Source organism: Curtobacterium sp. AB451 (genome assembly GCF_050585845.1).
Lineage (GTDB): Bacteria > Actinomycetota > Actinomycetes > Actinomycetales > Microbacteriaceae > Curtobacterium.
Window position 1 is genome coordinate 207,692 of record NZ_JBOBQG010000005.1, and the last position, 22,855, is coordinate 230,546.

A 22,855-nucleotide genomic window follows, 5' to 3' on the forward strand; every position below is an offset into this window, starting at 1 on the left:
GCGCGGTGAGCACCACCACCGAACCCCTGCGCATCGGGCTGGTGTCGCTGCACACCTCCCCCGGCGACGAACCCGGCTCCGGAGAGGTCGGCGGCATGAACGTCGTCGTCCGCCACCAGGCCGAGGCGCTGGCCGACCGCGGCCACCACGTCGACATCATCACGCGGCGCTCGTCGCCGACGCAGCCGGACTCGGTCTCGCTCGTGCCGGGTGTCTGCCTGCGGTTCCTGTCGGCGGGGCCCGCCGAACCGGTGCCGAAGGGCGAGCACGACGCGTTCATCGAGCCGTTCCGCCACGAGCTCGAGCACCTCGGTCCGTACGACGTCCTCCACTCGCACCACTGGTTCTCCGGGGTGGCGGCGCTGCCCGTGGCTCGGGAGCGCGGCATCCCGCACGTGCAGTCCTTCCACTCGATCGCGGCCGACAGCGACACACCGCTGTCGGAGGGCGAGCGGCCGGAGTCCGCGGGCCGGATGGCCGGCGAGCGCATGCTCTCGCAGGACTCGGACGCGGTCGTCGTCGTGTCCTCGGCCGAGGCCGACACGGTCCGGACGCGCCTCGGCGGCGCGTCGGGTCACATCTGGATCGTGCCACCGGGGGTGGACGGATCGGTGTTCCGACCGTCGGCCGCCGGCGCCCGTCGCGCGGACGTCCCCTACGTGGTCGCCGCGGCGCGGGTGCAGCCGTTGAAGGGGCTGGACCTGGCGATCGAGGCGATCGCCGCCATCAGCCAGGAGGCGCGACCCACCCTCGTCATCGCCGGCGACGCCTCGAGCGAAGCGGGCGACTACGTGGACGAACTGCGTCGGCTCGCGGCCCGACTCGGCATCGCCGACCGCGTCACGTTCGTCGGTCCGCAGTCGCGGGCCGACCTGGCGATCCTGTTCCGCGGCGCGGCAGCCGTGCTGGTGCCGTCGCACTCCGAGACGTACGGTCTCGTCGCGCTCGAGGGCTCGGCGTCCGGGGTGCCGGTCGTGGCCGCCGCCGCCGGTGGACTCCGTGAGGCCGTGGTGGACGGCGAGACCGGGGTGGTGCTCGAGTCCCGCGATCCGGCTGTCTGGGCTGCGGAGACCGAGCGCATCCTGACCGACGCGTCGTACTCGGCCTCGCTCGCCGCCGCAGGCCGGGAACACGCCGAGCGGCTGAGCTGGGAGCGGTCCGCCGCCGGGCTCGAGGACGTGTACCGCCGGGTGCTGGGACGCTCGTGACCACCGACGACCGGTTCAACGCGTTCTGGGCGGCGCTCGACGCGGTGCCGGTCGCGGACGACGCCGAGGCGCTGTACGACGTCGGGACCGCTCCCGGGCGGTTGCGGCGCGCGAACCTCGAGCGGTACCTCACGACCGTCGGGGCCGAGGCGGACACGGTGCTCGTCGCCGAGGCCCCGGGGTGGCGCGGCATGACGAACACCGGTGTGCCGTTCACGAGCATGCGGGAGCTCGGCGCCGGGTACCTCGTGCCGCCCGAGCCGACCGCCCCGTGGGAGGCGTCGTCGCGCGTGGTGCAGGCCGCGCTGGCGTCCTGGCGCGGGGCGCTGCCGATGACGTGGGCGATCTTCCCGCACCACCCGTTCGCCGCGCCGGACCGGCTGACGAACCGGACGCCGCGGCCCGCCGAGGTCCGCGACGGCGCCCCGGTCGCGCTCGCGCTGCTCGATGCGCTGCGGGCGGGGCCGGCCCGGGACGACGTCCGGGTCGTCGCCGTCGGGCGGAAGGCCCAGGGGGCGTTGGCGGTGGCGGGGATCGACGCCGTGGCGGTGCGGCACCCGGCGCAGGGCGGGGCCGCGCAGTTCACCGAGCAGGTGCTGGCGCTTCGCCGCTGAGCGGGCGGTGCGGGACGCACTTCACCGCTCACCGCCGGAGCGGCAGCGGCAGCGGCAGCGGCAGCGGCAGGGGCCCTGCTCAGGCGGAGCGGACCTCGACGCCCTTCGCGGTGAGCCGCTCGACGACGTGCGCCGGCAGCGGCGCCGCGGCGTACACGGTGCCGAGCGCGGGCAGGTCGAGCAGGTCGTCCCAGTTCTGCGGGTCGTAGCGGTCGTCGGAGCCGTCCCACCCCGGGTGCACGTCCTGCAGTACCTCGAGGTCGGAGTCGACCGTCAGCTCCGTGACGAGCGACAGCTGCGACGGCAGGAGTTCGAGGTCGTCGTAGTACTCGCGGGCACGGTCGTCCTGCCCCTCGACGTCGAGGTCCTCGTCGGTCTCGTCGTCATCGCCGTCGTAGGGGTCGAGGACGTCGAGGTCGTAGCAGAGCACGTCGAGCACGAGCAGCTTCGCGTTGAAGTCCGCGAACTCCACGGGCTCCTCGGTCGTGTTCGACTCGCTGTACATGGCCCGGAGCGTAGCCGTCGGTGCCCGGACACGCCCGGCGTCTCGTGTCGGGGGTGACACATCCGTGTTGCGATCCGCGCCGATTCGCCTGTGAGACTGGACAGGATGGCGGGGAACGGGACAGGCTGACGCATGGCCACAACCAACACAGAGCGCCCGCAGCAGGAGCAGACCGAGCTCCGGCGGGTCATCGGTCCCAAACTCCTGCTGCTGTTCATCGTCGGGGACATCCTCGGCACGGGCGTCTACGCGCTGACGGGTCAGGTGGCAGCCGAGGTCGGCGGGGCAGCGTGGCTGCCCTTCCTCATCGCGTTCGCCGTGGCCCTGCTGACGGCGTTCTCGTACCTCGAGCTCGTCACGAAGTACCCGCAGACCGCCGGAGCGGCCCTGTACGTCCACCAGGCGTTCGGCATCCACTTCGTCACCTTCATCGTGACGTTCATCGTGATGTGCTCCGGCATCACGTCGGCATCGACGGCGTCGCGGGCCTTCGCGGCGAACCTCGGTGCCGGGTTCGGGCTGGAGCTGCCGAACGGCGTCGTGATGCTCATCGCGATGGGCTTCATGCTCGCCGTGATGGCCATCAACTTCCGGGGTGTGAGCGAGAGTGTCAAGACGAACGTCGTCCTCACCCTGGTCGAGCTGTCCGGTCTCGTGATGGTGATCCTCATCGGGTTCTGGGCCATCGCCGGCGGCAACGCGGACTTCTCGCGGGTGGTGATGTTCGAGACGCCGGAGGACAAGACACTCCTGCTCTCCGTGTCGACCGCCACCTCGCTGGCCTTCTTCGCCATGGTCGGCTTCGAGGACTCGGTGAACATGGCCGAGGAGACGAAGGACCCCTCTCGGATCTTCCCGAAGGTCATGCTCACCGGCCTCGGCATCACCGCCGTGATCTACGTGCTCGTGTCGATCTGCGCCGTGGCGGTCGTGCCGATCGGCGAGCTCGCCGGCAACGAGACGCCGCTGGTCACCGTCGTGCAGACCGCGGCGCCGGACTTCCCGATCGCCGACCTGCTGCCGTTCATCTCGATGTTCGCCGTGGCCAACACCGCCCTGATCAACATGATGATGGCGTCGCGACTGCTGTACGGCATGAGCAAGCAGGGCGTCCTGCCCGGCTTCCTCGCCCGGGTCTCCCCGACGCGCCGCACGCCGTCCACCGCGATCGTCTTCACGACCCTCATCTCGCTGCTGCTGATCGGGTGGGTGTCGCTCGATCCCGACTCCCCCATCGTCGTGGTGCTCGGCGGTACGACCTCGCTCCTGCTGCTGTCGGTGTTCGCCGTGGTGAACCTGTCGGTGCTCGTGCTCCGCCGCGACAAGGTCGACCACAAGCACTTCCGCGCCGGGGTCGTCGTGCCGATCATCGGTGTCGTCACCTGCCTGTGGCTCGTCCTGCCCTTCTCGTCCGGGCGTGATCCGCAGCAGTACGAGATCGCCGGGGCGCTGCTCGCGCTCGGGATCCTGCTCTGGATCGTGACGTGGTTCGCCCACGGGCGGAAGCGCGCCGAGAAGGCTCCCACCGGGCTGGTCACCGAACCGACGAAGGTCCAGCGCCCGGACGAGTCGGCGCCGCGCACCGACCGGGACCACCGAGACGCCTGAGCCGCCGACCGACCGGTCCCGCGACACCCCCGATCGGGCGGGTGCGGTTCCCAGGCGGCGCACGTAGCCTCTTCGTGCTCCGCCTGACCCGCCCCGCCCGAGAGGACCCGCCATGCGCCGCGTCGGCATCACGCTCGCGTCGGTGTTCGGCGCGGGCGTCGTCGCGATCGGTATCGGCGTCGTGGTCGTCATCGTCATCGCGGTGAACTCGCTCTCCGGTGCCGCCCGGTCGGTCACCGCGGACCCCACGCCGACCTGCCCGGACGTCGCGTCGAGGACGATCGGCGGCATCGTCGTCCCCGCCGGACCCGTCGCCGGGTTCTGCCAGGACCGCCTGGTCAACGCCGCGTACGTCATCAGCGCCGCCCAGGCCATGGGCATCGGGCCGCACACGCAGGCGGTCGGCGTGATGACCGCGATCGGGGAATCGAGCCTGGTGAACCTCGACCACGGGGACGCCGCCGGACCCGACAGCCGCGGGCTCTTCCAGCAGCGCGACAACGGCGCCTGGGGCACGTACGAGCAGCGGATGGACCCGTACACCGCGGCGACGATGTTCTACACGAAGCTCGTGAAGACCCCGGGCTGGAAGACGATGACGCCGACCCAGATGGCGCACGCCGTCCAGATCAACTCGGACCCCGACCACTACGCGAAGTTCTGGCCCGAGGCGAAGGCCGTCGTCGAGGGCCTCACCGGGCAGACCGTGCCGGACACTGCGCCGCAGGGCTGACCGCCCCGTCACGACGCGAGCGGGAGCGGATCGTCGTCGACCGGTGCCGGGGGCACGGCACGATCGACCGGCTCGACGTCGTCGAGGGACACGATCGCGATGCCCCCGGTGTGGACCGCCACCTGCGCGCGGAGCCGGACGTGGTGCTCCTCGAACGCGCACGCACACGCGTCGACCCATTCCCAGTCGACCGGGAAGAGTCGGGATTCGCCGGGTCGCTCCCACACGAGCACGACCTCGGCCGCGGCGACCTGGACGAGGACGTCCCCGACGAGCGCGGCGAAGTCCTCGACGTGTTCGTCCGGTTCCCACGGCAGGTCCGAGATCGGCATCACGAACGACACCGGGACGGCGTGTTCGTCGAGGAAGAGGACCCAGCACTGGCGGGTGATCGGGCGTTCGACGAGGGCGGTCACGAGGTCCACCACGTCGTCGTCGGTGCGGACGGTCGTGCGGATGAGGCGGTCGAGCATGTCGGTGTCTGGCATGCCCTCAGCGTTGCCGGACCGCCCCCGTCGCAGGGCGACCGGTCGCGATCTGTGGACGGCCGCGGTTCAGCGGCCGCCTGTGGAGGAACGTCCTCAGATGCCGTGGGAGATCGCGCTGTCCACGAGCAGCATCGCGCCGAAGAACACCGCCACCACCGCCGCGATGCCGACCAGGGCGAACGGCCACGACAGCCGACGCCGCACGAGCCGCAGCACGCAGACCACCAGCGCCGCGACGAGCACGAGGGCGACGAGCACCGGCCCGGCGTAGACCACCGCACCGCCGAGCGTCTCGTCGCAGGAGTTGCCCGGAGCGCCGCACGAACTGAACGCGAGCGACAGGAACACGATGCCGCCACCGGCGACCACCGACTCCGCGGCCAGCACCACCAGCAGGACGACCGTCGCGACCACGTCCGCGACGCGACGGCCGCCTGCCAGGGGGTGTCGCGCCTCCCGTCCGAACGCCGCCGGGCCGGAGCCGAGCGGATCCGCGACCACGGGGGCCTGCATGCCTACCGCTGCCCGCGCGTGGACCAGAGCGCCCAGGCGATGAGGAGCGGCTGCCCGAACAGGCGGCCGATGCGCTTGACGTCGGTGTCGAGGCCGAAGGCGTCGCGGCGGTTCAGCCACTGCGAGATGTTCCCGGGGAAGATCGCCGTGAAGAACAGTGCCGCCACGTTCCCGACGAGGCGACGCGCGCGACGGGGTGCGAGCACCAGCGCGCTGCCGAGGCTGATCTCCGCGATCCCGGAGGCCAGCACCGTGGTGTCCTCGTCGAGCGGGACGAACTCGGGCACCTGGGCGCGGAAGTCCTGGCGGGCGAAGGTGAGGTGGCTCGTCCCGGCGAAGACGAGCGCGAGGCCGAGCAGGACGCGGAGGAAGGATCGCATGGGTCCATCGTGCCCCTCCCGGCGACCCGAGGTGCGCACCCGCGTGTCCGGCGGACGACCGCCGCGCACCCGCGCGTCGGACAGCCCCCGCGCGTCCCGCTAGGTTCGGACGCATGGGAACAGCCTCCCGCGACCACGAGCCGCCCGCGGCTCCCGCCGTCCTGGCCGCGCTGCTCGGTCCGGTGGCGCTCTACATGGGGTTCATCGTCCCGGCCGCCTCGATGGGACGGCACGCCGTGCTCGGCGCCGTGTTCGGTGTCGTGACCATCGCGAGCGGCTGGCGTGCACTGTCGATCGCGCGACGGACCCAGCGCGGGGTGCGGGTGTGGTCGTGGATCGGGATCGTCCTCGGCGTGCTCGGGCTCGTGATGCTCGTGTGGCAGCTGCTGGTCGTCGTCACCGGCGGCGCGTTCCCGTCACCGTTCTGGACTCCGTACGCCAACCGCTGAGCAGCGACCGCCGCAGCCGCCGCAGCACCGCCGCGCCCGGACCGCCGCAGCCCGCCCGCCGCGCCTGCCAGCCGCCGACCTCTCACCACCCGAGCGTGCCCGGCGCCCCCTTGAACGGCCCGACCACCCGCGAGGTGATCCAGCCCCCGTAGAAGTCCCCCTCCTGCGCCTGGACGACCTCGCCGCCGACCTCGCACGAGTCCATCGCCGACGGGTAGATCGCCACCCGGTCGCGCAGCTGCTCGTACCCCGGCTCCGGCGTCGGGTAGTTCCAGGCGGCCCGCGGCGCGACGACGTCCCCGCCGATCACGTCGAAGTACCGTGCGCGGCCCTTGAACTCGCACATGCTCGACCCCTCGGCCGGCCGGAGCTCGAGGTCGGCCATCGGCACGTAGTACACCGGCGGGTGCGAGGTCTCGAGCACCCGCACCGCGTCGATCGTGTCCACGACCACCTCGCCACCGAGCCGCACCACCACACGGTCGTGCACCGCTTCGACGGCTGGAGGCCTCGGTAGTCCCACACGGACTCCTGGCCGGGGGCGGGCTCGGTACGGTTCGGTCGACGCATGGTTCCCGTCTACGCCGGTTCCCTGCCCGCAGGCCCGGAGGCGCGGCCCATCCCCGCCACGCCGGCTCGCCCCCGGCGCGCGGTCACGCTGGCGCGGGGCGCGGTCACGCCGGCGCGGGGCGCGGGCGCGCGGGGCGCGGGGCGCGGAGCGCAGGGCGCAGGGCGCGGGGCGCAGGGCGCGGGCGCGCGGGGCGCGTTCTCTCGCGCTGGGCGACAGTTCACGGGCGACCGACCGCGTGAGCTGTCGCCCAGCGCGAAACGTCGCCGGGGCCTCCCCGGGCCGGACCCGGTCCGGTGGCGGGGGCGGACGCGGAGTGCGCCCAGGGTGCAGAGTGGGCGCGTGACGACGACGACACGCACCCTCTTCCGACGGAAGCCGATCGACACGATCGACGACGAGACCGGAGGCGAGGACGGCCTGAAACGGCACCTCGGCCTCTGGCAGCTCACCGCGATCGGCATCGGCGGCATCATCGGCGCCGGCATCTTCACCCTCGCCGGCACCGTGGCGAACGGCGTCGCCGGGCCCGCCGTCCTCATCAGCTTCCTCGTCGCCGGGGTCGCGAGCGCCGCCGCGGCCCTGTCGTACGCCGAGTTCGCGGGCCTCATCCCCAAGGCCGGCAGCGCGTACACGTACGGCTACGCGGTCCTCGGCGAGATCGTCGGCTGGTTCATCGGCTGGGACCTGCTGCTCGAGTACACCGCGATCGTGGCGGTGGTCGCGATCGGCATCTCGGGCTACGTCGGGTTCCTCGTGGGCCAGTTCGGCGTCGACCTGCCCGCCTGGATGCTCGGCGCCCCGGGGACCGGCGACGGCCACGTGATCGACGTCTTCGCGATCATCCTCTGCCTGCTCACCGCGTTCGTCCTCACCCGCGGCATCCGCAGCGCCGCCCGGTTCGAGCTCGTCGCCGTCGGCATCAAGGTCGGCCTCGTCGTACTCATCGTGGTGCTCGGCCTGTTCCACATCAACAGCGCGAACTACTCGCCGTACTTCCCGTTCGGGTTCGGCGGCGTGATGACGGGCGCCGCGACGGTGTTCTTCGCGGTGTTCGGCTACGACGCGATGTCGACCGCCGCCGAGGAGTCGGTCGACGCCCGCAAGCACATGCCGAAGGCGATCCTGCTGTCCCTCGGCATCGCGATGGTGCTCTACGTCCTGGCGACCCTGGTGCTCACCGGGATGCAGAAGTACACCGACATCGACCCGGCCTCGGGCTTCTCGTCGGCGTTCGCGTCCGTGGGGCTCGGCGGTGTCGCCAACATCATCGCGATCGGCGCGATCGTCGGCATCATCACCGTGCTCGTGACCTTCATGCTCGGCGCGAGCCGCGTCTGGTTCTCGATGAGCCGGGACGGCCTGATGCCGAAGTGGTTCGCGAAGACCGATCCGAAGCGCCACGTGCCGACCCGGGTGACCTGGATCCTCGGCATCGCGTCCGCGGTGCTCGCCGGGGTCCTGCCGATCGGCGTCGTGGCCGAGCTGACGAACATCGGCATCCTGCTCGCGTTCGTCGTGGTCTGCTCCGCCGTGATCGTGCTCCGTTACCGCCAGCCCGACCTCGACCGACAGTTCCGGCTGCCGTTCATGCCGGTGATCCCGATCATCGGCGTCGTCGCGTCGCTGTGGCTCGTCACGTTCCTGCAGTGGGAGACGTGGGTGCGCTTCGCGGTGTGGTTCGCGATCGGCCTCGGCGTGTACTTCGGCTACTCCCGCCGACACAGCAAGCTCGCGACCGGCGAGACGACCGGCAAGCCGATGGGCTAGATGACCGGCAAGCCGATGGGCTAGATGACCGGCAAGACGATCGCCTGACGCGCAGCGATCCGCCGACCCCGCGGCCGGTGCAGGGCGGCGCTACGCCTCGCGCCGGTGCTTCCCCTTCGCCGCCGTCGGGTCGGCCATCGGGTGGTTCCGGAACCACCGCAGCAGCTCCCGGGACCGCCCGCTGTCGGCGCTCTGGTCCCCCGCGGTCAGGAAGTCGCTGAAGCCCTCGGGGGTCGGAGCGCCCGGGGTGTCGCGGTCGTAGGCCATCGACCACTCCGGGAAGCGCCGGGTGTGGATGGACTCCTCGGCGAGGAGCCGGACCTCGTCGTGCCGGTCGTCCGCGAGGATCCGCTGGTACGTCGCGAGCACCTGGTCGTACGGCCCTTCGAGCAACTGCATGAACCGACCGTTGCGGTGCACGAGGAGCCCGGTGAGGCCGTCGGCGGTGTTGCGCTCCCGGGCGTGTGCGAGCACGTCCTCGAGCGCGTCGTCGTCGAACGGCTCCGTGGCCGAACTCATGTAGACGAGTGACTGCAGCATGCTCTCGATCCTGCACCGATCACCCCGCGCCCGACGCCCCCAGAACGGGATCGACACTGACCGGCCAGGAGACGCGACCCGCACCGGCCAGAGGCGCGACCCGCCCGCTACGCCCGGATCTCCCGCATGTTCTGCGCCTGCCATCCCTCGGGGACCGACGCGCGGAACGCCTCGAGCGCCGCCTCGTAGCTCGGGCCGGTCGCCTCGTGCGGGCGCGTCTCCCGGGAACGGGCGATCGCACGCACGGTGGTCTCCCCGGTCGCCTTGCTCGTGACCGCGTTCACCTGCTGCAGCTCGAACCCGTGCAGGTCCAGGGCCTCGACCGCCGCCGTCCGCGCCGCCTCGATGTTCTCGCCGCTGCCCTCGGCCTCCGTCGTCGCGGTCGAGCGCAGTTCTCCTCGCAGTGTCGTCACCCGTCCAGTATCGCGGTCCCGTGACGGGCCAGCGGCCCCCGGACGGGGTCTGCCGCCCGAGGACGGCCCGCGCCACGATCGTGGACGGCCACTGATCCCGAGGAGCCCCATGCGCCGCACCACCATCGCCGCCGCCCTCGTCGTCAGCGTCGCCGCCGTCGTGTCGTCGCTCGTCGGTGTCGCACCGGCACAGGCGGCCGGGATGCCCGCCGCGATGAAGGCGCAGTACGACCATGAGTACGGCACGTTCACGCCGTTCACGAAGTCGGGCAGCCGGAACGCCACGATCGTGCTCCCGCAGAACGCCCGGAGCGGGATCATCCTCGCGACGTTCACCCCGACGACGAAGGACATGAACTCCTCCGACGCGGACTTCTTCGTGAAGGAGCTCAACAGCAAGGGCGGGCCGACCGGGTCGATCCCGATCGGCCTGTCCGGCAAGTACACCGGCCGCGTCGCGTACGGCACCGACTCGTGGCGCAAGCCAGCGGCACTCGAGGTCGAGGCGAAGGGGCAGTGGACGCTGAAGTTCAGCCAGGTGTCCAGCGCGCCGGCCCTGACCGCCTCCGGTCACGGCGACGACGTGATGCTCTACTGGGGCGCGACGGCCACCCGACAGTTCCGCTGCACGAACACCCGCGTCGCGACCTGCATGCTCCGCGAGACGCTGCTCCGCAACGACTACGAGACCATCCCCGCGAGTGACAACGGCTCCGGCAAGGACCTCTCGAAGCGGATCACTCTGTCGAAGGGTCCGTCCGTCCTGCAGCTGAACGCGGGGAGCACCTGGTCGATCCGCTGAACCGACGGGCGTCGGAGGTCGGTGGCACCTGGCACGATTGACCCGTGCCAGCCGCTCCGATGATCGACGCCGTCGACGTCATCCGCTTCGTCGGGCCGCAGGCCTTCGGCCGTGCGCGCGACCTCGTCCGTGCGGGCCTCGTCGACGACGTCGTCTGGCACGACGACGACGGCACCGTGACCGGTGTCGTGTCCGGCTCCGCAGACGACCCGTACGAACTCCGCGTCGAGACCACCCCGGCGCGCGGCGAGTTCGTCCGCCCGGTCCGCAGCACCTGCACCTGCCCGCTGGGCGGCGACTGCAAGCACGTCGCGGCCGCCCTCCTCACGGTCAACGCCCGAGCCCTCGCCGCGGCGGCCGGCCCGAAGCCGGAACAGCCGGCTCCGCCGCCCTCGGACTGGAGGCACGACCTCGCCCGCCTCGCCGGTGACGACGCGCAGGTGGCCGAGCCGCAGGGCACCCCCATGGGGCTGCAGTTCGAGTTGCGTGACGCGGTCTCCGCCCGGCTCGCCTCGCGTGCGCGGGCGGCCGGTCGTGCGCTCCCCACGGCCTCGCGGTCGGTGCGACTCGGCGTCCGGCCGGTGACCCGCAGCGACGCCGGCAACTGGGTGCGCGGGCAGCTGACGTGGGGCACGCTCCCCTACTCGATGAACCGGCTCGGGCTCGCTCCCGAGCAGCACGCGTGGTTCGTCCAGTTCGCCGCGCTCCACCGTGCCGGAGCCCTCGCCGGGCTGCCGGGGGAAGCCGACTGGATCCACCTCGACGACTTCGCGAGCCCACTGCTCTGGCCGCTCCTCGCGCAGGCACCGGGACTCGGCATCGCGTTCGTCACCGGCAAGCGCGAGGGCGGGGCCGTGCTCGGTGCCGAGGCCCGGGTGCTGCTCGACGTCGCCCGGAACGACGGCGCGTTGGTGATCGGCGCGAGCGCGGTCCTCGACGCTCGCCCTGCGGCACCGGGGACCGCCCGGACGATCGGCGACCACGGCGTCTACGTCTTCCGCGAGAGCCCCGAGTTCCACGTCGCATTCGCCCCGACCCCGGCGCCGGTGCCGGACGACCAGCGACGGATGCTCGTCGAGGGCTCGCGGATCACGGTGCCGGAGCCCGAGATTCCGGAGTTCCTCGCCGACTGGTCGCCCCGGCTGCGCGGAGCACTCGGCCTCGTCAGCGCTGACGGGTCGGTCGAGCTCCCGGAACGGATGCCGCCGGAGCTCGTGCTCACGGTGACCTTCGAACCGGCCCGGGCACCGCGGACGGACGACCGCGCGCACCTGCAGTGGCGCTGGCACGTCGACGGCCGGAAGGACCCCGTCGCCCTGCACGGCCCGCTCCCCGACCTCGCCGGGCTGCGCGCCGCCGACGACCCGGTGCCGACGGCCGCAGCCGACGGCGGCGACGGCAGCGCCGCGACGGTCGGGCCGGCGATCGACGACGGCCCCGCCGCGGACGCAAGCGCCCCGGAGACCGCGGCCGACGACGGTGGCCGAGCCGCGCCTCCCGGCCCCTCGGCCGACCACGTCGTGACCGGACCCGGTGGCGGACTCGCGTGGTTCGAGGACGGCACGATCGACGGCGCCGACGTCGCGGTCTTCGCGAACGAGCTGCTGCCGGAGCTGCCGGGGCTCGGTGTCCGCACCGTCGTGCAGGGCGAACGCGTCGACTACGAACGGCTGAGCGGACGGCCGCACATCCGCGTCACGACCATGCCGTCGGACAAGCACGACTGGTTCGACCTCGGCATCTTCGTGACGGTCAACGGCAAGCAGGTGCCGTTCACGCCGCTGCTCCGGGCGCTCGCGAAGCGGGACCGGCGGTTGAAGCTCATCGACAACTCCTACCTGTCGTTGGCGGACCCGGCGTTCGACCGGCTCAAGGAACTCATCGACGAGGCCCGCGACGCCGACGAGTGGGAACCCGACCAGCCGATGACGGTCACCCCGCTCCAGGCCGGACTGTGGTCGGAGTTCGACCAGCTCGCCGACGAGACCTCGCACGACGAACGGTGGCAGGCGATCGCGTCCGGGCTGCTCGGTGCCACGCCGCCCGCAGCCGTCCCGGTGCCCGACACCGTGCACGCCGAACTCCGTCCCTACCAGCACGCCGGGTACGCGTGGCTGTCGTTCCTGCTGGAGCACGGCGTCGGCGGGGTGCTGGCCGACGACATGGGCCTCGGCAAGACGCTGCAGGTGCTGACGATGATCGCGGCCGCCCGCACGGACCCCGGCGCGCCGCCGTTCCTCGTCGTGGCGCCGACCTCCGTCGTCGGCAACTGGGCGGTCGAGGCGGCCCGGTTCACACCGTCGCTGCGGGTCACCACGATCGAGTCGACCTCGCTCAAGGACCCGTCGCTCGTCGCGCGCACCGCCGCCGAGTCCGACGTCGTCGTCACGTCGTACGCGCTCCTCCGGCTCGACGCCCCGGCGTACACCGACCTGCCGTGGGCGGCCCTCGTGCTCGACGAGGCGCAGTTCGTGAAGAACCCGCAGTCCCAGACGCACCGGGCAGCGGTGGACCTGCGGGCGCCGGTGAAGTTCGCGATCACGGGGACGCCGCTCGAGAACGGGCTGACCGACCTCTGGGCCCTGTTCCACATCGTCGCGCCGGGGCTGCTGTCGTCGTGGTCCCGGTTCGGGGACGACTACGTGAAGCCGCTCGGCTCCCCCGACCTGCGCGGTGCGGCCCGACGGGAGCTCACCGAGCGGCTCCGGCGACGGATCCGGCCGCTGATGCTCCGGCGGACGAAGGAGAGCGTCGCCGCCGACCTGCCACCGAAGCAGGAGCAGGTCGTCCGGGTGACGCTCGACCCCGCGCACCGGGCCCTGTACGAGCGCACCCTGAACCGGGAGCGGCTGAAGGTCCTCGACCTCATCGACGACCTCGCGAAGAACCGGATGATCGTCTTCCGGTCGCTGACGCTGCTGCGGATGCTGGCGTTGTCGCCGGCGCTGGTGTCGTCGGACTCGTCGGACTCGTCCGGGGCCGTACCCTCGGCGAAGCTCGACCTGCTGCTCGACGAACTCGAACAGCTCGCGGCCGAGGGGCGTCGGGCCCTGGTGTTCAGCCAGTTCACCTCGTTCCTCCGGATGGTGGCCACGGCGCTCGACGACCGCGGTGTCGGGTACGAGTACCTCGACGGCTCGACCCGGCGGCGCCCCGAGGTCATCGACCGCTTCCGGAACGGCACCGCCCCGGCGTTCCTCATCTCGCTCAAGGCCGGCGGCTTCGGGCTGACCCTGACCGAGGCGGACACCGTGTTCGTGCTCGATCCGTGGTGGAACCCTGCTGCCGAGAACCAGGCGGTGGACCGGACGCACCGCATCGGGCAGACCCGGTCGGTGAACGTGCAGCGGTTCATCGCCGAGGACACCATCGAGGAGAAGGTCCTCGCGCTCGCGGCGAAGAAGGCCGAGCTGTTCCGCACGATGATCGACGACGACGCCCTCTTCGCCGAGGACCTGACGGCCGACGACATCCGCTCGCTGCTGGGCTGACGCGCGCCCGCGCGGCGGGGCGCGGCCGTGGGCCGGGGCGCCGAGGCGTGTGCGCGGCCGCGGCACCGCACGGTGCGGCCTCCGTCAACACGTGCGGGCTTGCCCGCTCGGTGCGACGTTGCAGGCGCGCACCAGGCGGGCAGCCGCGCACCAGCTGGCGAACCTCGCACCGTGCGCAGCACCGCGCGACCCGCCAACCGCGCACTGGCTGGCGAGCCTCGCACCGTGCACAGCACCGCGGCGGGCGCCGCACGGTGCGGCCTCCGTCAACACGTGCGGGCTTGCCCGCTCGGTGCGACGTTGTAGGCGCGCACCGAGCGAGCAGCCGCGCACCAGCTGGCGAACCCCGCACGGTGCGTAGCACCGCGCCGGGGGCCGCACCGTGCGGCGTCCTTCAACCCGCGCGGGCTTGCTCGTTCGGTGCGACGTTGTAGGCGCGCACCGAGCGAGCAGCCGCGCACCAGCTGACAAACCTCGCACCGTGCGGAGCCCGGCCTGCGGCCGGCCGACGCCACCAGGCGACGGAACCCACGCCGCGCGGGTCGGGAGGCGCGGGTCGGGCCCGCACCGCGCCTCCCGTAAGGGAGCCGGCGCGCGAGGCGCGCGAGCACGGGTCAGCGGGCGAGGGCGTCGATCGCCGAGACCTCGTCGGAGGACAACTCGATCCGGGCGCCGGCAGCGTTCGACCGGATGCGCTCGGGGTTCGACGACTTCGGGATGACGACGAAGCCGTGGGCGACGTGCCAGGCGACGATGACCTGGGCGCTGTCGGCGTCGTGCGACCGGGCGATGTCGACGAGCGTCGGGTCCTGCAGGTTGCTCGCCTTGAAGGGGCTGTAGCCCTCGAGGACGACCCCGCGCGACGCGAGTCCGTCGGCCACGGCGCGGTCGTACTCGACGGGGCTCCACTTGATCTGGTTCACGGCCGGGGTGACCCCGGTGGCGCTGACGAGTTCGTCGATCTGGGCGAGCGAGTAGTTGCTGACGCCGACCGCCTTCGTGAGGCCGTCCGACTGTGCCTGGACGACCTGTTCCCACACGTCGGGACGGGCCTCGCCGTTCGGCGGCCAGTGCACGAGCCAGAGGTCGAGGTGGTCGAGGCCGAGCTGGTCGAGGCTCTCCTCGATGGTCTCCCGCACGCGGTCGGCGTTGTCCGGCGGCAGCTTCGTCGTCACGAAGACGTCGTCGCGGGCGAGTCCGGAGTCGGCGATCGCCCTCCCGACGCCGCGCTGGTTGCGGTAGCCGGTCGCGGTGTCGATGTGGCGGTAGCCGGCGGCCAGGGCTTCGCCGACGGCGGCGGGCGCCTCAGCGTCGGGGATCTGCCAGGTGCCGAAGCCGAGGAGCGGCATCGACCCACCGGTGACGGACACGGACGGGTTCGCGTAATCGGTCATGCGTCGTGTCTACGCCGTGCCCGCGGAACGGTTCAGAGCGAGGCCGTCCACTCGGCGACGGTGACGACCTCGGCCTGCCGCGGGAAGACCTTCTCGGTGAGGACGCGGTGGACCTCCGCGTCGCCGTCGGTGCATGCGTCCGAGAGGACCGTCAGCCCGAAGTCGAGGTCCGCCGCCTGGCGCAGCGTCGAGAGGACGACGCCGCTCGTGGCGATCCCGGCGAGCACGAGGTCGCGGACCTCGAGGCCGCGGAGCAGCACCTCGAGGTCCGACCCGGCGAAGGCACTGACGCGGAGCTTCGTCACGACGAGGTCGTCGTCCCCGACCCCGAACGCGCTGTGCACGTCGGTCGCCCCCGGAGCCTGGGCACCGATGCGCTCCCGCATCCCGCCGAACATCTTGTTCGTGCGCGCGGCCTCGGGTGCGCCCGGCCGGAACGCCACGCGCACGAAGACCACCGGGATGCCGCGCTCGCGGGCGGCCGAGACCGCTGCCGTCGCCGCCGCCAGGGCCTCGTCGGTGCCGAGTCGTTCGACGATGCTGTTCTGGTAGTCCATGACGAGGAGTGCGGTGCCCACCTCGTGGACGCTACTCCGGCGGGCCGGGCGGCCGACCCTCCGCCGGGGTCCGGGGCGATGTCCGAGGTGTCCGCCATCATCGACGAGGCCGTCCGGCCCGCACCACCGCACCACCAGGAGTCCCACCCCCGCATGACGTCCCGTCGACGCCGCACCCGCACGAGTCTCACGTCCGTCCTCGTCCTCCTCGCACTCGCCGTCGGCGGGTACGCGCTCCACACCGCCGGGGTCCTGGCACCCGATGCCGAGGCTGCTCCCGGCCCGTCCACCGCCTCCGCGGCGTCCGACGCGCCCACCATCGAGGCGGAACCCGGCGCGACGGGGACGAGCCGCGCCTCCAGTCCGGCGCAGCCGCAGGACGGAGCGCAATCGCAGGACGGAGCGCAGCCGACCGGCACGGCCACGGCCCGCGCGGACGCGGCCACCGCGCGGGCGCAGCTCGGGGCGCTGCCCGTCAAGGGCAAGGCGCCCGCCACCGGGTACGACCGGGTCGCCGACTTCGGCACGGCATGGCTCGACGTCGACCACAACGGGTGCGACACCCGCAACGACGTGCTGGCGCGGGACCTCACGGCGATCAGCCGCCAGGGTCCGTGCCGGGTGCTCTCCGGGACCCTCGTGTCGCCGTACACCGGGGCGAGGATCGACTTCGTCCGGGGCAACACGACCTCGACGCTCGTGCAGATCGACCACGTCGTCGCGCTGGAGAACGCGTGGCGGACCGGCGCCCAGCAGTTGTCGCAGCAGGAGCGGGAGGCCCTCGCCAACGACCCGGAGAACCTGTTCGCGGTGGACGGCCACTCCAACTCGCAGAAGCGGTCGGGCGACGCGGCGACGTGGCTGCCGGCGGACAAGGCGTTCCGCTGCACCTACGTCGAGCACCAGGTGTCGGTGAAGTCGAGCTACCGACTCTGGGTGACCCCGGCGGAGCGGGACGCGATGACCCGGATCCTCAGGAACTGCTGAGGGGACAGCTGGACAACAGGTGTAGCCTATCTTCCGTCGATGCGAACGCATCGTTCGGACTCGCTGCTCCACCGCGGACCCCGAGCCCTTCACCGTCGAAGACCGCAGGAGGCCTCCACACCATGACCGCAACCAGCACGTCGACCGCCCGCTTCGCCGACCGCGTCGTCCTCATCACCGGCGGCGGCTCCGGCCTCGGCCGCGCCACCGCCGTCCGCCTCGCCGCCGAGGGCGCGTCGCTCTCGCTCGTCGACGTCTCCGCCGAGGGCCTCGAAGCCACCACGGCGGCCGTCCTCGAGGCGACGCCCGACGCCGAGGTCCTCACCACCGTCGCCGACGTCTCGGACGAGGCACAGGTCGAGGCGTACGTCACCGCCACCACCGAGCGCTTCGGCCGCATCGACGGGTTCTTCAACAACGCCGGCATCGAGGGTAAGCAGAACCCCACCGAGTCGTTCACCGCCGCCGAGTTCGACAAGGTCGTCTCGATCAACCTGCGTGGCGTGTTCCTCGGCCTCGAGAAGGTCCTCAAGGTCATGCGCGAGCAGGGTTCCGGCATGGTCGTCAACACCGCGAGCGTCGGCGGCATCCGCGGCATCGGCAACCAGTCCGGCTACGCCGCGGCGAAGCACGGCGTCGTCGGCCTCACCCGCAACTCGGCCGTCGAGTACGGCCGCCACGGCATCCGCATCAACGCCATCGCCCCCGGTGCCATCTGGACGCCGATGGTCGAGAACTCGATGAAGCAGCTCGACCCGGAGAACCCGCGCAAGGCCGCCGAGGAGTTCATCCAGGTCAACCCCTCGAAGCGCTACGGCGAGGCTCCCGAGATCGCCGCGGTCGTCGCGTTCCTCCTCTCCGACGACGCCTCGTACGTCAACGCCACGGTCGTGCCGATCGACGGCGGCCAGTCCGCCGCGTACTGAGTCACACGGCCCCGCGCGCGCCCGCCTCGGCGTGCGCTGGGCATCGGCCTGGAGGCGCGGCGCACCCCCGCCACGCGTGGCAGGCTGCGGACATGGCTGAGCAACTCTCCGTGCCGCAGGCGTTCGCGCTGCTCCAGGTCGAGGCCGACGGGCGCTGGTCGACGGACGTCCAGACGCTCGACAACGGGCTCGCCGGAGCCGTCCTCGCAGACCTCGCCCTGCGCCGGGTCGTCTCGCTGCGGGACGGTCTCGTCCGGGTCGTCAACGGTGCGGCCACCGGCGACCCGGTCCTCGACGGCGTGGTCGGCACCATCGCGGCCGCCGACAAGCCCCGCCCGGCGAAGTGGTGGGTCACCCGCATCGCCAAGCGACCGCTGCGGGACGACGTGTTCGCCGGGCTGATCGCCCGCGGCGTGATCACGCTCGAACAGGGGAAAGCCCTCGGCATCTTCCCCACGACGAAGTACCCCGAGCGGGACGGCGGACCCGAGGCACTGCTCCGCGCGACCATCGAAGACGTCCTGGCCGGACGCGCCGAACCCACGCCGTTCGCCGCGGCGGTGATCGGCCAGCTCGACGCGACCAACACGCTCCGCAAGCAGTTCGGCACGGTCGACCGGGCCCGGGTGCAGGAGATCACCTCGGGCAGCTGGGCCAGCCCCGCCGTGAAGGCCGTGCTCGAGGACATCCAGGCGGCGGCGATCACGGCCGCCCTGATGGCGAGTACCGCGGCCACGACGGCGGCGATCTCGTCGAGCTGAGGCCGACGGCTGCGTCCGGCGGAGTGGTTTCGTTCCGGCTTCGTGACCGTCCTGGTTCGCGATCCCCGGCTTCCGCGAACCAGAACGGTCAACAGCCCCGCACGATCGCCCCTCCCGTCCAGTCCGCGCCTGCCGCACGCCGTCCGGACGAGCCGGTCGGACGTGACAGCATGGTCGTCGACCGTCAGGAGAGCACCGCATGAGCACCAACGACCACTCGGGATCGGCCTTCGGTCGCGGCGTCGACAACGCCCCGCCGACCGCGGCCGCCGAACTCCGCCGGCGGATGGCGACCTCGCCCGCAGGCTTCCTGCGCAGCGCCGCATGGGTGCCGTGGCGGCCCGAGGGGACTCCGGACGGTGGGAGCGTCGCGCACGTGGTCATCCGGGACAAGCCGTTCGTCCCGGTGTTCACCGACCCGGCCGAACTCGCCGCCGGCCTACCTGACACCGAGGGACGGCCGATCCCGATGTCCGAGCTCGTGACGGCCCTGCCGGAGGAGTTCGGCATCGTGGTCGACCCGACGAGCGCCGCGGACGCCAACTTCCTGCACGCGGACGTCCTGGCGACCATGCGCGCGCAGATGCGCAGCGGCGTCCCGTCGACCGACGAGGACCCCGACCGGAGCGACCCCGGCGCCTAGCGGCCGCTCGGAGCGGGCTCGACGAGCTCGATGAAGCGGGAGAGCAGCGACAGCCCCGAGATCGAGGGTGGCAGGCCCGTCGCCAGCGCCGGCGAGTAGACGAGGTACGCCGCCCACTTCGCCCGGGACAACGCCACGTTCAACCGGTTCGGCATGAGCAGGAAGTCGAGCCCTCGTGGGATGTCCGCTGCGCTCGACGCCGCGAGCGACACGATCGACACGACGGCCTCCCGGCCTTGGAACAGGTCCACCGTGCCGACCTGCGTCCCCCGGAGTCCTGCGCGGTCGAGGGCCTCGCGGATGACCGCGCCCTGCGCGTTGTAGGGCGCGACGACGATGACGTCCTCGTCCGTGAGCACCCGTTCGGTGTCACCGTCGACCCACCGACGTCCGACGACGTCCCGGGCCAGCTCGACGACGCGGGCGGCCTCCTCCACCGAGGACGTCGTGTTGCCGACGTGCGTGATCGGCACCGGGTGGACGCCGGCGTCGATGCCCGCGAGGTGTCGGCCGGAGACCATCGACGCGAGCTGCCCGTCGTAGGACAGGGCGGAGACCGAGGCGGTCAGGGCGGGTTCCATCCGCCGTGTCCGCGCCAGGAAGTACCCGAACGCGTCCGGCAACACGTGCTGACCGTCCGCGAGCCACCCGAGCGCCGACTCGTCGACCGGTTCGGGGTGTGAACCCTGCGACACCTGCGGGAGCTGCTGCGGGTCGCCGAGGAGGAGCAGCCGGGTCGCCGCCACCGACGAGGCGATCGTCGGCGCGAGCGAGAACTGCCCGGCCTCGTCCACCACGAGCAGGTCGAGGGAGCCACGGGCGACCGTCGACTCGTTCGCGAAGGTCCACGCGGTGCCGCCGACGACACCGCCCGTGCCCGTCTCGGCGCACGACGACAGGAACGCGGCGATCGCGGCGCCGTTCTTCACGGGGGTCCACTCGGCCGACTCGACGTCGTCGTCCGAGGCGCCGGACTTCGGGACCTTCACGACGCGGTCGGGTGCGACGCCGGCGCGCACGACCGAGTCGAGGAAGTTCTCGCTCGTCGCGTGCGACTGGCCGACGACCCCGACGCGCCAGCCGTGTTCGCGGACGAGCCGGGCCACGACGTTCGAGCCGACGTAGGTCTTGCCCGTCCCGGGAGGCCCCTGGATCGCCAGGTACGACCGGTCGAGGCCGAGCAGCGTCGCCACCACCGCGGACACCGTGTCGTCGCCCTGCACGGGCACGATCGGACCCCGCGGCGGGACCCGCCGGAGCAGGTCGAACGCGGGGTCCGGCAGCATCGCCGGCAACGCATCGAGGACCTGCTGGCCCCACTCCGCGATCGCCTCGGGCTGCGGCTTCGCCCGCGGCGGAGCCGCCGGCGCGAGGGCGACCGGGAAGTCGTGGTGCGGCTCGCCCCCTCCCACCGGCAGGCTCTCCTTCACGATCACCTCGAACGCCTCGCCGTTGTCGAAGGCGTCCAGCACGACCGCGCGAGCCGACGCGCCCTTCGATCCCGGTGCCGGAGCGGTGATCGACGGCGGGAGTGGGTCGTCGTAGACGAGGTGGGGCGTGCCTCCAGGCCGGAGCCGCGAGCCGGGCGCGAGTGTCCCCGACAACCGGAGCTCACGTGACTGCGAGCGGGCACGCGGCAGCGTGCCCCAGTCCCGCTCGACCGATGCCCGCTCGACGACGAGGACATCACGGGTGTCCGCCCAGTCGTCCACCGGGTTGCGGAGGCGGTCGAAGTGGTCCTGCCAGAAGGTCTTCGCCTCGCGGCGGTGGTAGTCGATCGCGGCCGCGGCGAGCGCCAGCGCCGTCTGGTCGGGCGTGCGGTCGAGGGCGTCGACCCCGTCGAGCGTGGCGGCGAGCGCCGTGTACACCGGGTTCGGCTCGCGGTCGACCGGGATCGGCGGCAACAGCTCGACCGCGTCGTCGACCTCCGGCGCCGGGGACGCAGCCCGCAGCGACAGCAACCAGTCGCGCAGGCGCAGGGTCGAGCGGCAGTCGTAGGCGTTGTAGTCGGCGACCTCGTCGAGCATGTGCTGCCCGGCGGCTGGGTCGCCGTTCCGGAGCTCCTCGATCGCGTCGACGTAGGCGGTGATGCTGTCGGCCGCGTTCGTGACGTCGCTCAGGCGCAGGTCGGAACCCATGTACAGCGGCTCGAGCTTCTTGATCGAGTAGCTGCGGCTGCCGACGACGAGTGCCTTGCGGACGATCGGGTAGAGGTCGACGAGGACACCGGCCCGGAGCAGGTCGTCGACGGCGTCCTCCCCCACACCGTGACGCGCCGCGAGCGAGAGCAGGTGGGTCCGCTCGTACGCCGCGTAGTGGTAGATGTGCATGCCCGGGTGCTGTTCGCGTCGGGCTTCGACGAACGCCAGGAAGTCCACGAGCGCCTGCCGCTCGTCGCGGATCGTGTGCGCCCAGAACGCCGTGAAGCGGGCCTCGGGGTCGACCAGCCCGAAGAGGTAGTCGAGTCCCCAGTGCACGCCGTCCTCGGTGTGGAGCGGGTCGCCCTCGAAGTCGAAGAAGACGTCGCCCGCGTCGGGCTCCGGGATCGCGTCGAGGGCGCGCGGGTCCGCCAGGTCGAAGACCGGCGCGCGGCCACCGCTCGTCTCGGACTCGACCTGGAGGCGCGCCTGACGCACCAGCCTGGCCTGCGTTCCGCGCGACATGGCCGGGACGGCCGCGGTGCGGTCCGCCAGCTCGTCGATGGTCCGCACCCCGGCCCGGATGAGCTTCGTCCGCTGGTCGAGGCGCATGCCGGCGACGAGCACGAGGTCGCGGTGGTCCGTGACCTGGGTCGTGCAGATCGGGCAGCGGCCGCAGCTGGCGTATCGCGGGTCGCCCCAGGCGAGTTCGTCGTCCGCCGCCATCCGCTCGGCGATCACCCGCTGGAGTTCGGCGCGCTGCGTCCGGTACACCGGGGCGATGTCGTCGAGGTCGTGCGTGGTCGTCGTCCGGTCGCCCAGCACGAGGTGCACCTGCTCGCCCGTGGGGATGCCGTGCGCCTGCATCTGCTCGGCGTAGGCGGCGAGCTGCAGCAGCGCGCTGATCTTGGCGTGGCGGGCGAGCTTGGTGTCGTACACCTCGTACGCGCCGCGGTCGTTGCGGATGATGAAGTCCGCGAACCCGATGAAGCCGGGAGCGTCCGGCGCCGCGGGGCGGTGGAACGTCGGTTGGTAGAGGACGTCCGCGCCGTCGCGCATCGCTGCGAGCGCCTCGTCTGCGGCGCGGGCGTAGTCGGCCGGTGCCGGACGGTCGAACTCGACGACCTGGTGCAAGCCCTTGAGGATCTCGAGGTAGTCGAGCTCGTGCTGGTCGCCGAGCCGTGCGGTCCGCTCGAGCATGTCGTCGTGGACCTCGGGCAGCGGTTCGCCCCGGCCGAGCTTGGCGTCCAGGCGTCGGAGGAACGCCCACTCGCACGCCGCCCAGGTCGAGAGGTCGCTCGGGCTGAGCAGGACCTGCCCGTCGCCGCCGATCTGCATGCGTCTCCCCCGTCTCGTCGGTGCCCTGC

The 22,855-nt window shown here is 72.3% G+C and carries 22 protein-coding genes; 12 read left to right on the forward strand and 10 right to left on the reverse strand.

The features are described from left to right. The first annotated feature begins 5 nt into the window (after positions 1 to 5). Positions 6 to 1,208, forward strand: coding sequence for a glycosyltransferase (locus tag ACQXVK_RS13645; protein WP_402261931.1), 1,203 nt, complete (start codon positions 6 to 8; stop codon positions 1,206 to 1,208). Next, complete coding sequence (locus ACQXVK_RS13650) at positions 1,205 to 1,822, forward strand: uracil-DNA glycosylase (RefSeq protein ID WP_430853890.1); 618 nt, start codon at positions 1,205 to 1,207, stop codon at positions 1,820 to 1,822. Before ACQXVK_RS13645 ends, ACQXVK_RS13650 begins: the two co-directional genes overlap by 4 nt. Positions 1,823 to 1,901: 79 nt before the next feature. On the opposite strand, the gene ACQXVK_RS13655 is transcribed toward ACQXVK_RS13650, so the two are convergent. Continuing rightward, positions 1,902 to 2,327, reverse strand: a complete 426-nt coding sequence (locus ACQXVK_RS13655) for a DUF6892 domain-containing protein (RefSeq protein ID WP_430853891.1) — start codon at positions 2,325 to 2,327, stop codon at positions 1,902 to 1,904. Between the two features lie 132 nt (positions 2,328 to 2,459). Between ACQXVK_RS13655 and ACQXVK_RS13660 the strand changes: the two genes are divergently transcribed. Then, on the forward strand, positions 2,460 to 3,935 hold the full coding sequence (locus tag ACQXVK_RS13660; protein ID WP_430853892.1) for an APC family permease: 1,476 nt from the start codon (positions 2,460 to 2,462) through the stop codon (positions 3,933 to 3,935). Between the two features lie 112 nt (positions 3,936 to 4,047). Continuing rightward, positions 4,048 to 4,668, forward strand: a complete 621-nt coding sequence (locus ACQXVK_RS13665; RefSeq protein ID WP_430853893.1) for a hypothetical protein — start codon at positions 4,048 to 4,050, stop codon at positions 4,666 to 4,668. A gap of 8 nt (positions 4,669 to 4,676) precedes the next feature. Here the strand turns inward: ACQXVK_RS13665 and ACQXVK_RS13670 are convergent, their stop codons facing one another. The 3 genes from ACQXVK_RS13670 to ACQXVK_RS13680 all read right to left on the reverse strand — a co-directional run bounded on the left by ACQXVK_RS13670 (position 4,677) and on the right by ACQXVK_RS13680 (position 6,049). After that, entirely contained in the window at positions 4,677 to 5,156 is a 480-nt protein-coding gene (locus tag ACQXVK_RS13670) for a hypothetical protein (protein ID WP_031261472.1), read from the reverse strand. Positions 5,157 to 5,249: 93 nt separating this feature from the next. Next, a complete protein-coding gene (locus tag ACQXVK_RS13675; protein WP_022905861.1) occupies positions 5,250 to 5,669 on the reverse strand; it encodes a DUF6264 family protein in 420 nt (139 codons plus the stop codon). A 2-nt stretch (positions 5,670 to 5,671) separates the two neighbouring features. Beyond that, a complete protein-coding gene (locus ACQXVK_RS13680; RefSeq protein ID WP_430853894.1) occupies positions 5,672 to 6,049 on the reverse strand; it encodes a DoxX family protein in 378 nt (125 codons plus the stop codon). Positions 6,050 to 6,162: 113 nt separating this feature from the next. On the opposite strand from ACQXVK_RS13680, the gene ACQXVK_RS13685 reads away from it, so the two are divergent. Beyond that, positions 6,163 to 6,498 (forward strand): hypothetical protein, encoded by a 336-nt coding sequence (locus ACQXVK_RS13685; protein ID WP_022905859.1) that lies wholly within the window; start codon positions 6,163 to 6,165, stop codon positions 6,496 to 6,498. 82 nt (positions 6,499 to 6,580) lie between these two features. On the opposite strand, the gene ACQXVK_RS13690 is transcribed toward ACQXVK_RS13685, so the two are convergent. Then, positions 6,581 to 6,988, reverse strand: a complete 408-nt coding sequence (locus ACQXVK_RS13690) for a DUF427 domain-containing protein (RefSeq protein WP_430853895.1) — start codon at positions 6,986 to 6,988, stop codon at positions 6,581 to 6,583. A gap of 420 nt (positions 6,989 to 7,408) precedes the next feature. On the opposite strand from ACQXVK_RS13690, the gene ACQXVK_RS13695 reads away from it, so the two are divergent. After that, positions 7,409 to 8,836, forward strand: a complete 1,428-nt coding sequence (locus ACQXVK_RS13695) for an amino acid permease (protein ID WP_022905858.1) — start codon at positions 7,409 to 7,411, stop codon at positions 8,834 to 8,836. A 90-nt stretch (positions 8,837 to 8,926) separates the two neighbouring features. On the opposite strand, the gene ACQXVK_RS13700 is transcribed toward ACQXVK_RS13695, so the two are convergent. Further along, positions 8,927 to 9,376, reverse strand: coding sequence for a BLUF domain-containing protein (locus ACQXVK_RS13700; protein WP_416396291.1), 450 nt, complete (start codon positions 9,374 to 9,376; stop codon positions 8,927 to 8,929). 107 nt (positions 9,377 to 9,483) lie between these two features. Continuing rightward, entirely contained in the window at positions 9,484 to 9,789 is a 306-nt protein-coding gene (locus ACQXVK_RS13705) for a hypothetical protein (RefSeq protein WP_022906674.1), read from the reverse strand. Between the two features lie 109 nt (positions 9,790 to 9,898). Here ACQXVK_RS13705 and ACQXVK_RS13710 point away from each other — a divergent pair, with 109 nt between their 5' ends. Beyond that, positions 9,899 to 10,591 (forward strand): hypothetical protein, encoded by a 693-nt coding sequence (locus tag ACQXVK_RS13710; RefSeq protein WP_430853896.1) that lies wholly within the window; start codon positions 9,899 to 9,901, stop codon positions 10,589 to 10,591. A 44-nt stretch (positions 10,592 to 10,635) separates the two neighbouring features. Then, positions 10,636 to 14,082: an SNF2-related protein gene (locus tag ACQXVK_RS13715; RefSeq protein ID WP_430853897.1), complete on the forward strand. Its 3,447-nt coding sequence runs from the start codon at positions 10,636 to 10,638 to the stop codon at positions 14,080 to 14,082. A 614-nt stretch (positions 14,083 to 14,696) separates the two neighbouring features. On the opposite strand, the gene ACQXVK_RS13720 is transcribed toward ACQXVK_RS13715, so the two are convergent. Both ACQXVK_RS13720 and ACQXVK_RS13725 read right to left on the reverse strand, forming a co-directional pair. After that, the gene (locus ACQXVK_RS13720) at positions 14,697 to 15,476 is read right to left on the reverse strand and encodes an aldo/keto reductase (protein WP_430853898.1); all 780 of its coding nucleotides are present in this window, start codon (positions 15,474 to 15,476) and stop codon (positions 14,697 to 14,699) included. Positions 15,477 to 15,508: 32 nt separating this feature from the next. Then, complete coding sequence (locus ACQXVK_RS13725) at positions 15,509 to 16,054, reverse strand: cysteine hydrolase family protein (RefSeq protein ID WP_430853899.1); 546 nt, start codon at positions 16,052 to 16,054, stop codon at positions 15,509 to 15,511. Between the two features lie 66 nt (positions 16,055 to 16,120). Here ACQXVK_RS13725 and ACQXVK_RS13730 point away from each other — a divergent pair, with 66 nt between their 5' ends. The 4 genes from ACQXVK_RS13730 (at position 16,121) to ACQXVK_RS13745 (ending at position 19,350) form a co-directional block, all read left to right on the forward strand. Next, the gene (locus ACQXVK_RS13730) at positions 16,121 to 17,020 is read left to right on the forward strand and encodes an HNH endonuclease family protein (protein ID WP_430853900.1); all 900 of its coding nucleotides are present in this window, start codon (positions 16,121 to 16,123) and stop codon (positions 17,018 to 17,020) included. Positions 17,021 to 17,142: 122 nt separating this feature from the next. Beyond that, entirely contained in the window at positions 17,143 to 17,946 is an 804-nt protein-coding gene (locus tag ACQXVK_RS13735) for an SDR family oxidoreductase (protein ID WP_022906679.1), read from the forward strand. Positions 17,947 to 18,038: 92 nt separating this feature from the next. Next, positions 18,039 to 18,707, forward strand: a complete 669-nt coding sequence (locus tag ACQXVK_RS13740) for a GOLPH3/VPS74 family protein (protein ID WP_430853901.1) — start codon at positions 18,039 to 18,041, stop codon at positions 18,705 to 18,707. A gap of 199 nt (positions 18,708 to 18,906) precedes the next feature. Further along, positions 18,907 to 19,350, forward strand: coding sequence for an SseB family protein (locus tag ACQXVK_RS13745; RefSeq protein WP_430853902.1), 444 nt, complete (start codon positions 18,907 to 18,909; stop codon positions 19,348 to 19,350). On the opposite strand, the gene ACQXVK_RS13750 is transcribed toward ACQXVK_RS13745, so the two are convergent. Continuing rightward, complete coding sequence (locus ACQXVK_RS13750) at positions 19,347 to 22,826, reverse strand: TM0106 family RecB-like putative nuclease (RefSeq protein WP_430853903.1); 3,480 nt, start codon at positions 22,824 to 22,826, stop codon at positions 19,347 to 19,349. The two genes, ACQXVK_RS13745 and ACQXVK_RS13750, sit on opposite strands and share 4 nt — an antisense overlap. Between the last annotated feature and the right edge of the window lie 29 nt (positions 22,827 to 22,855).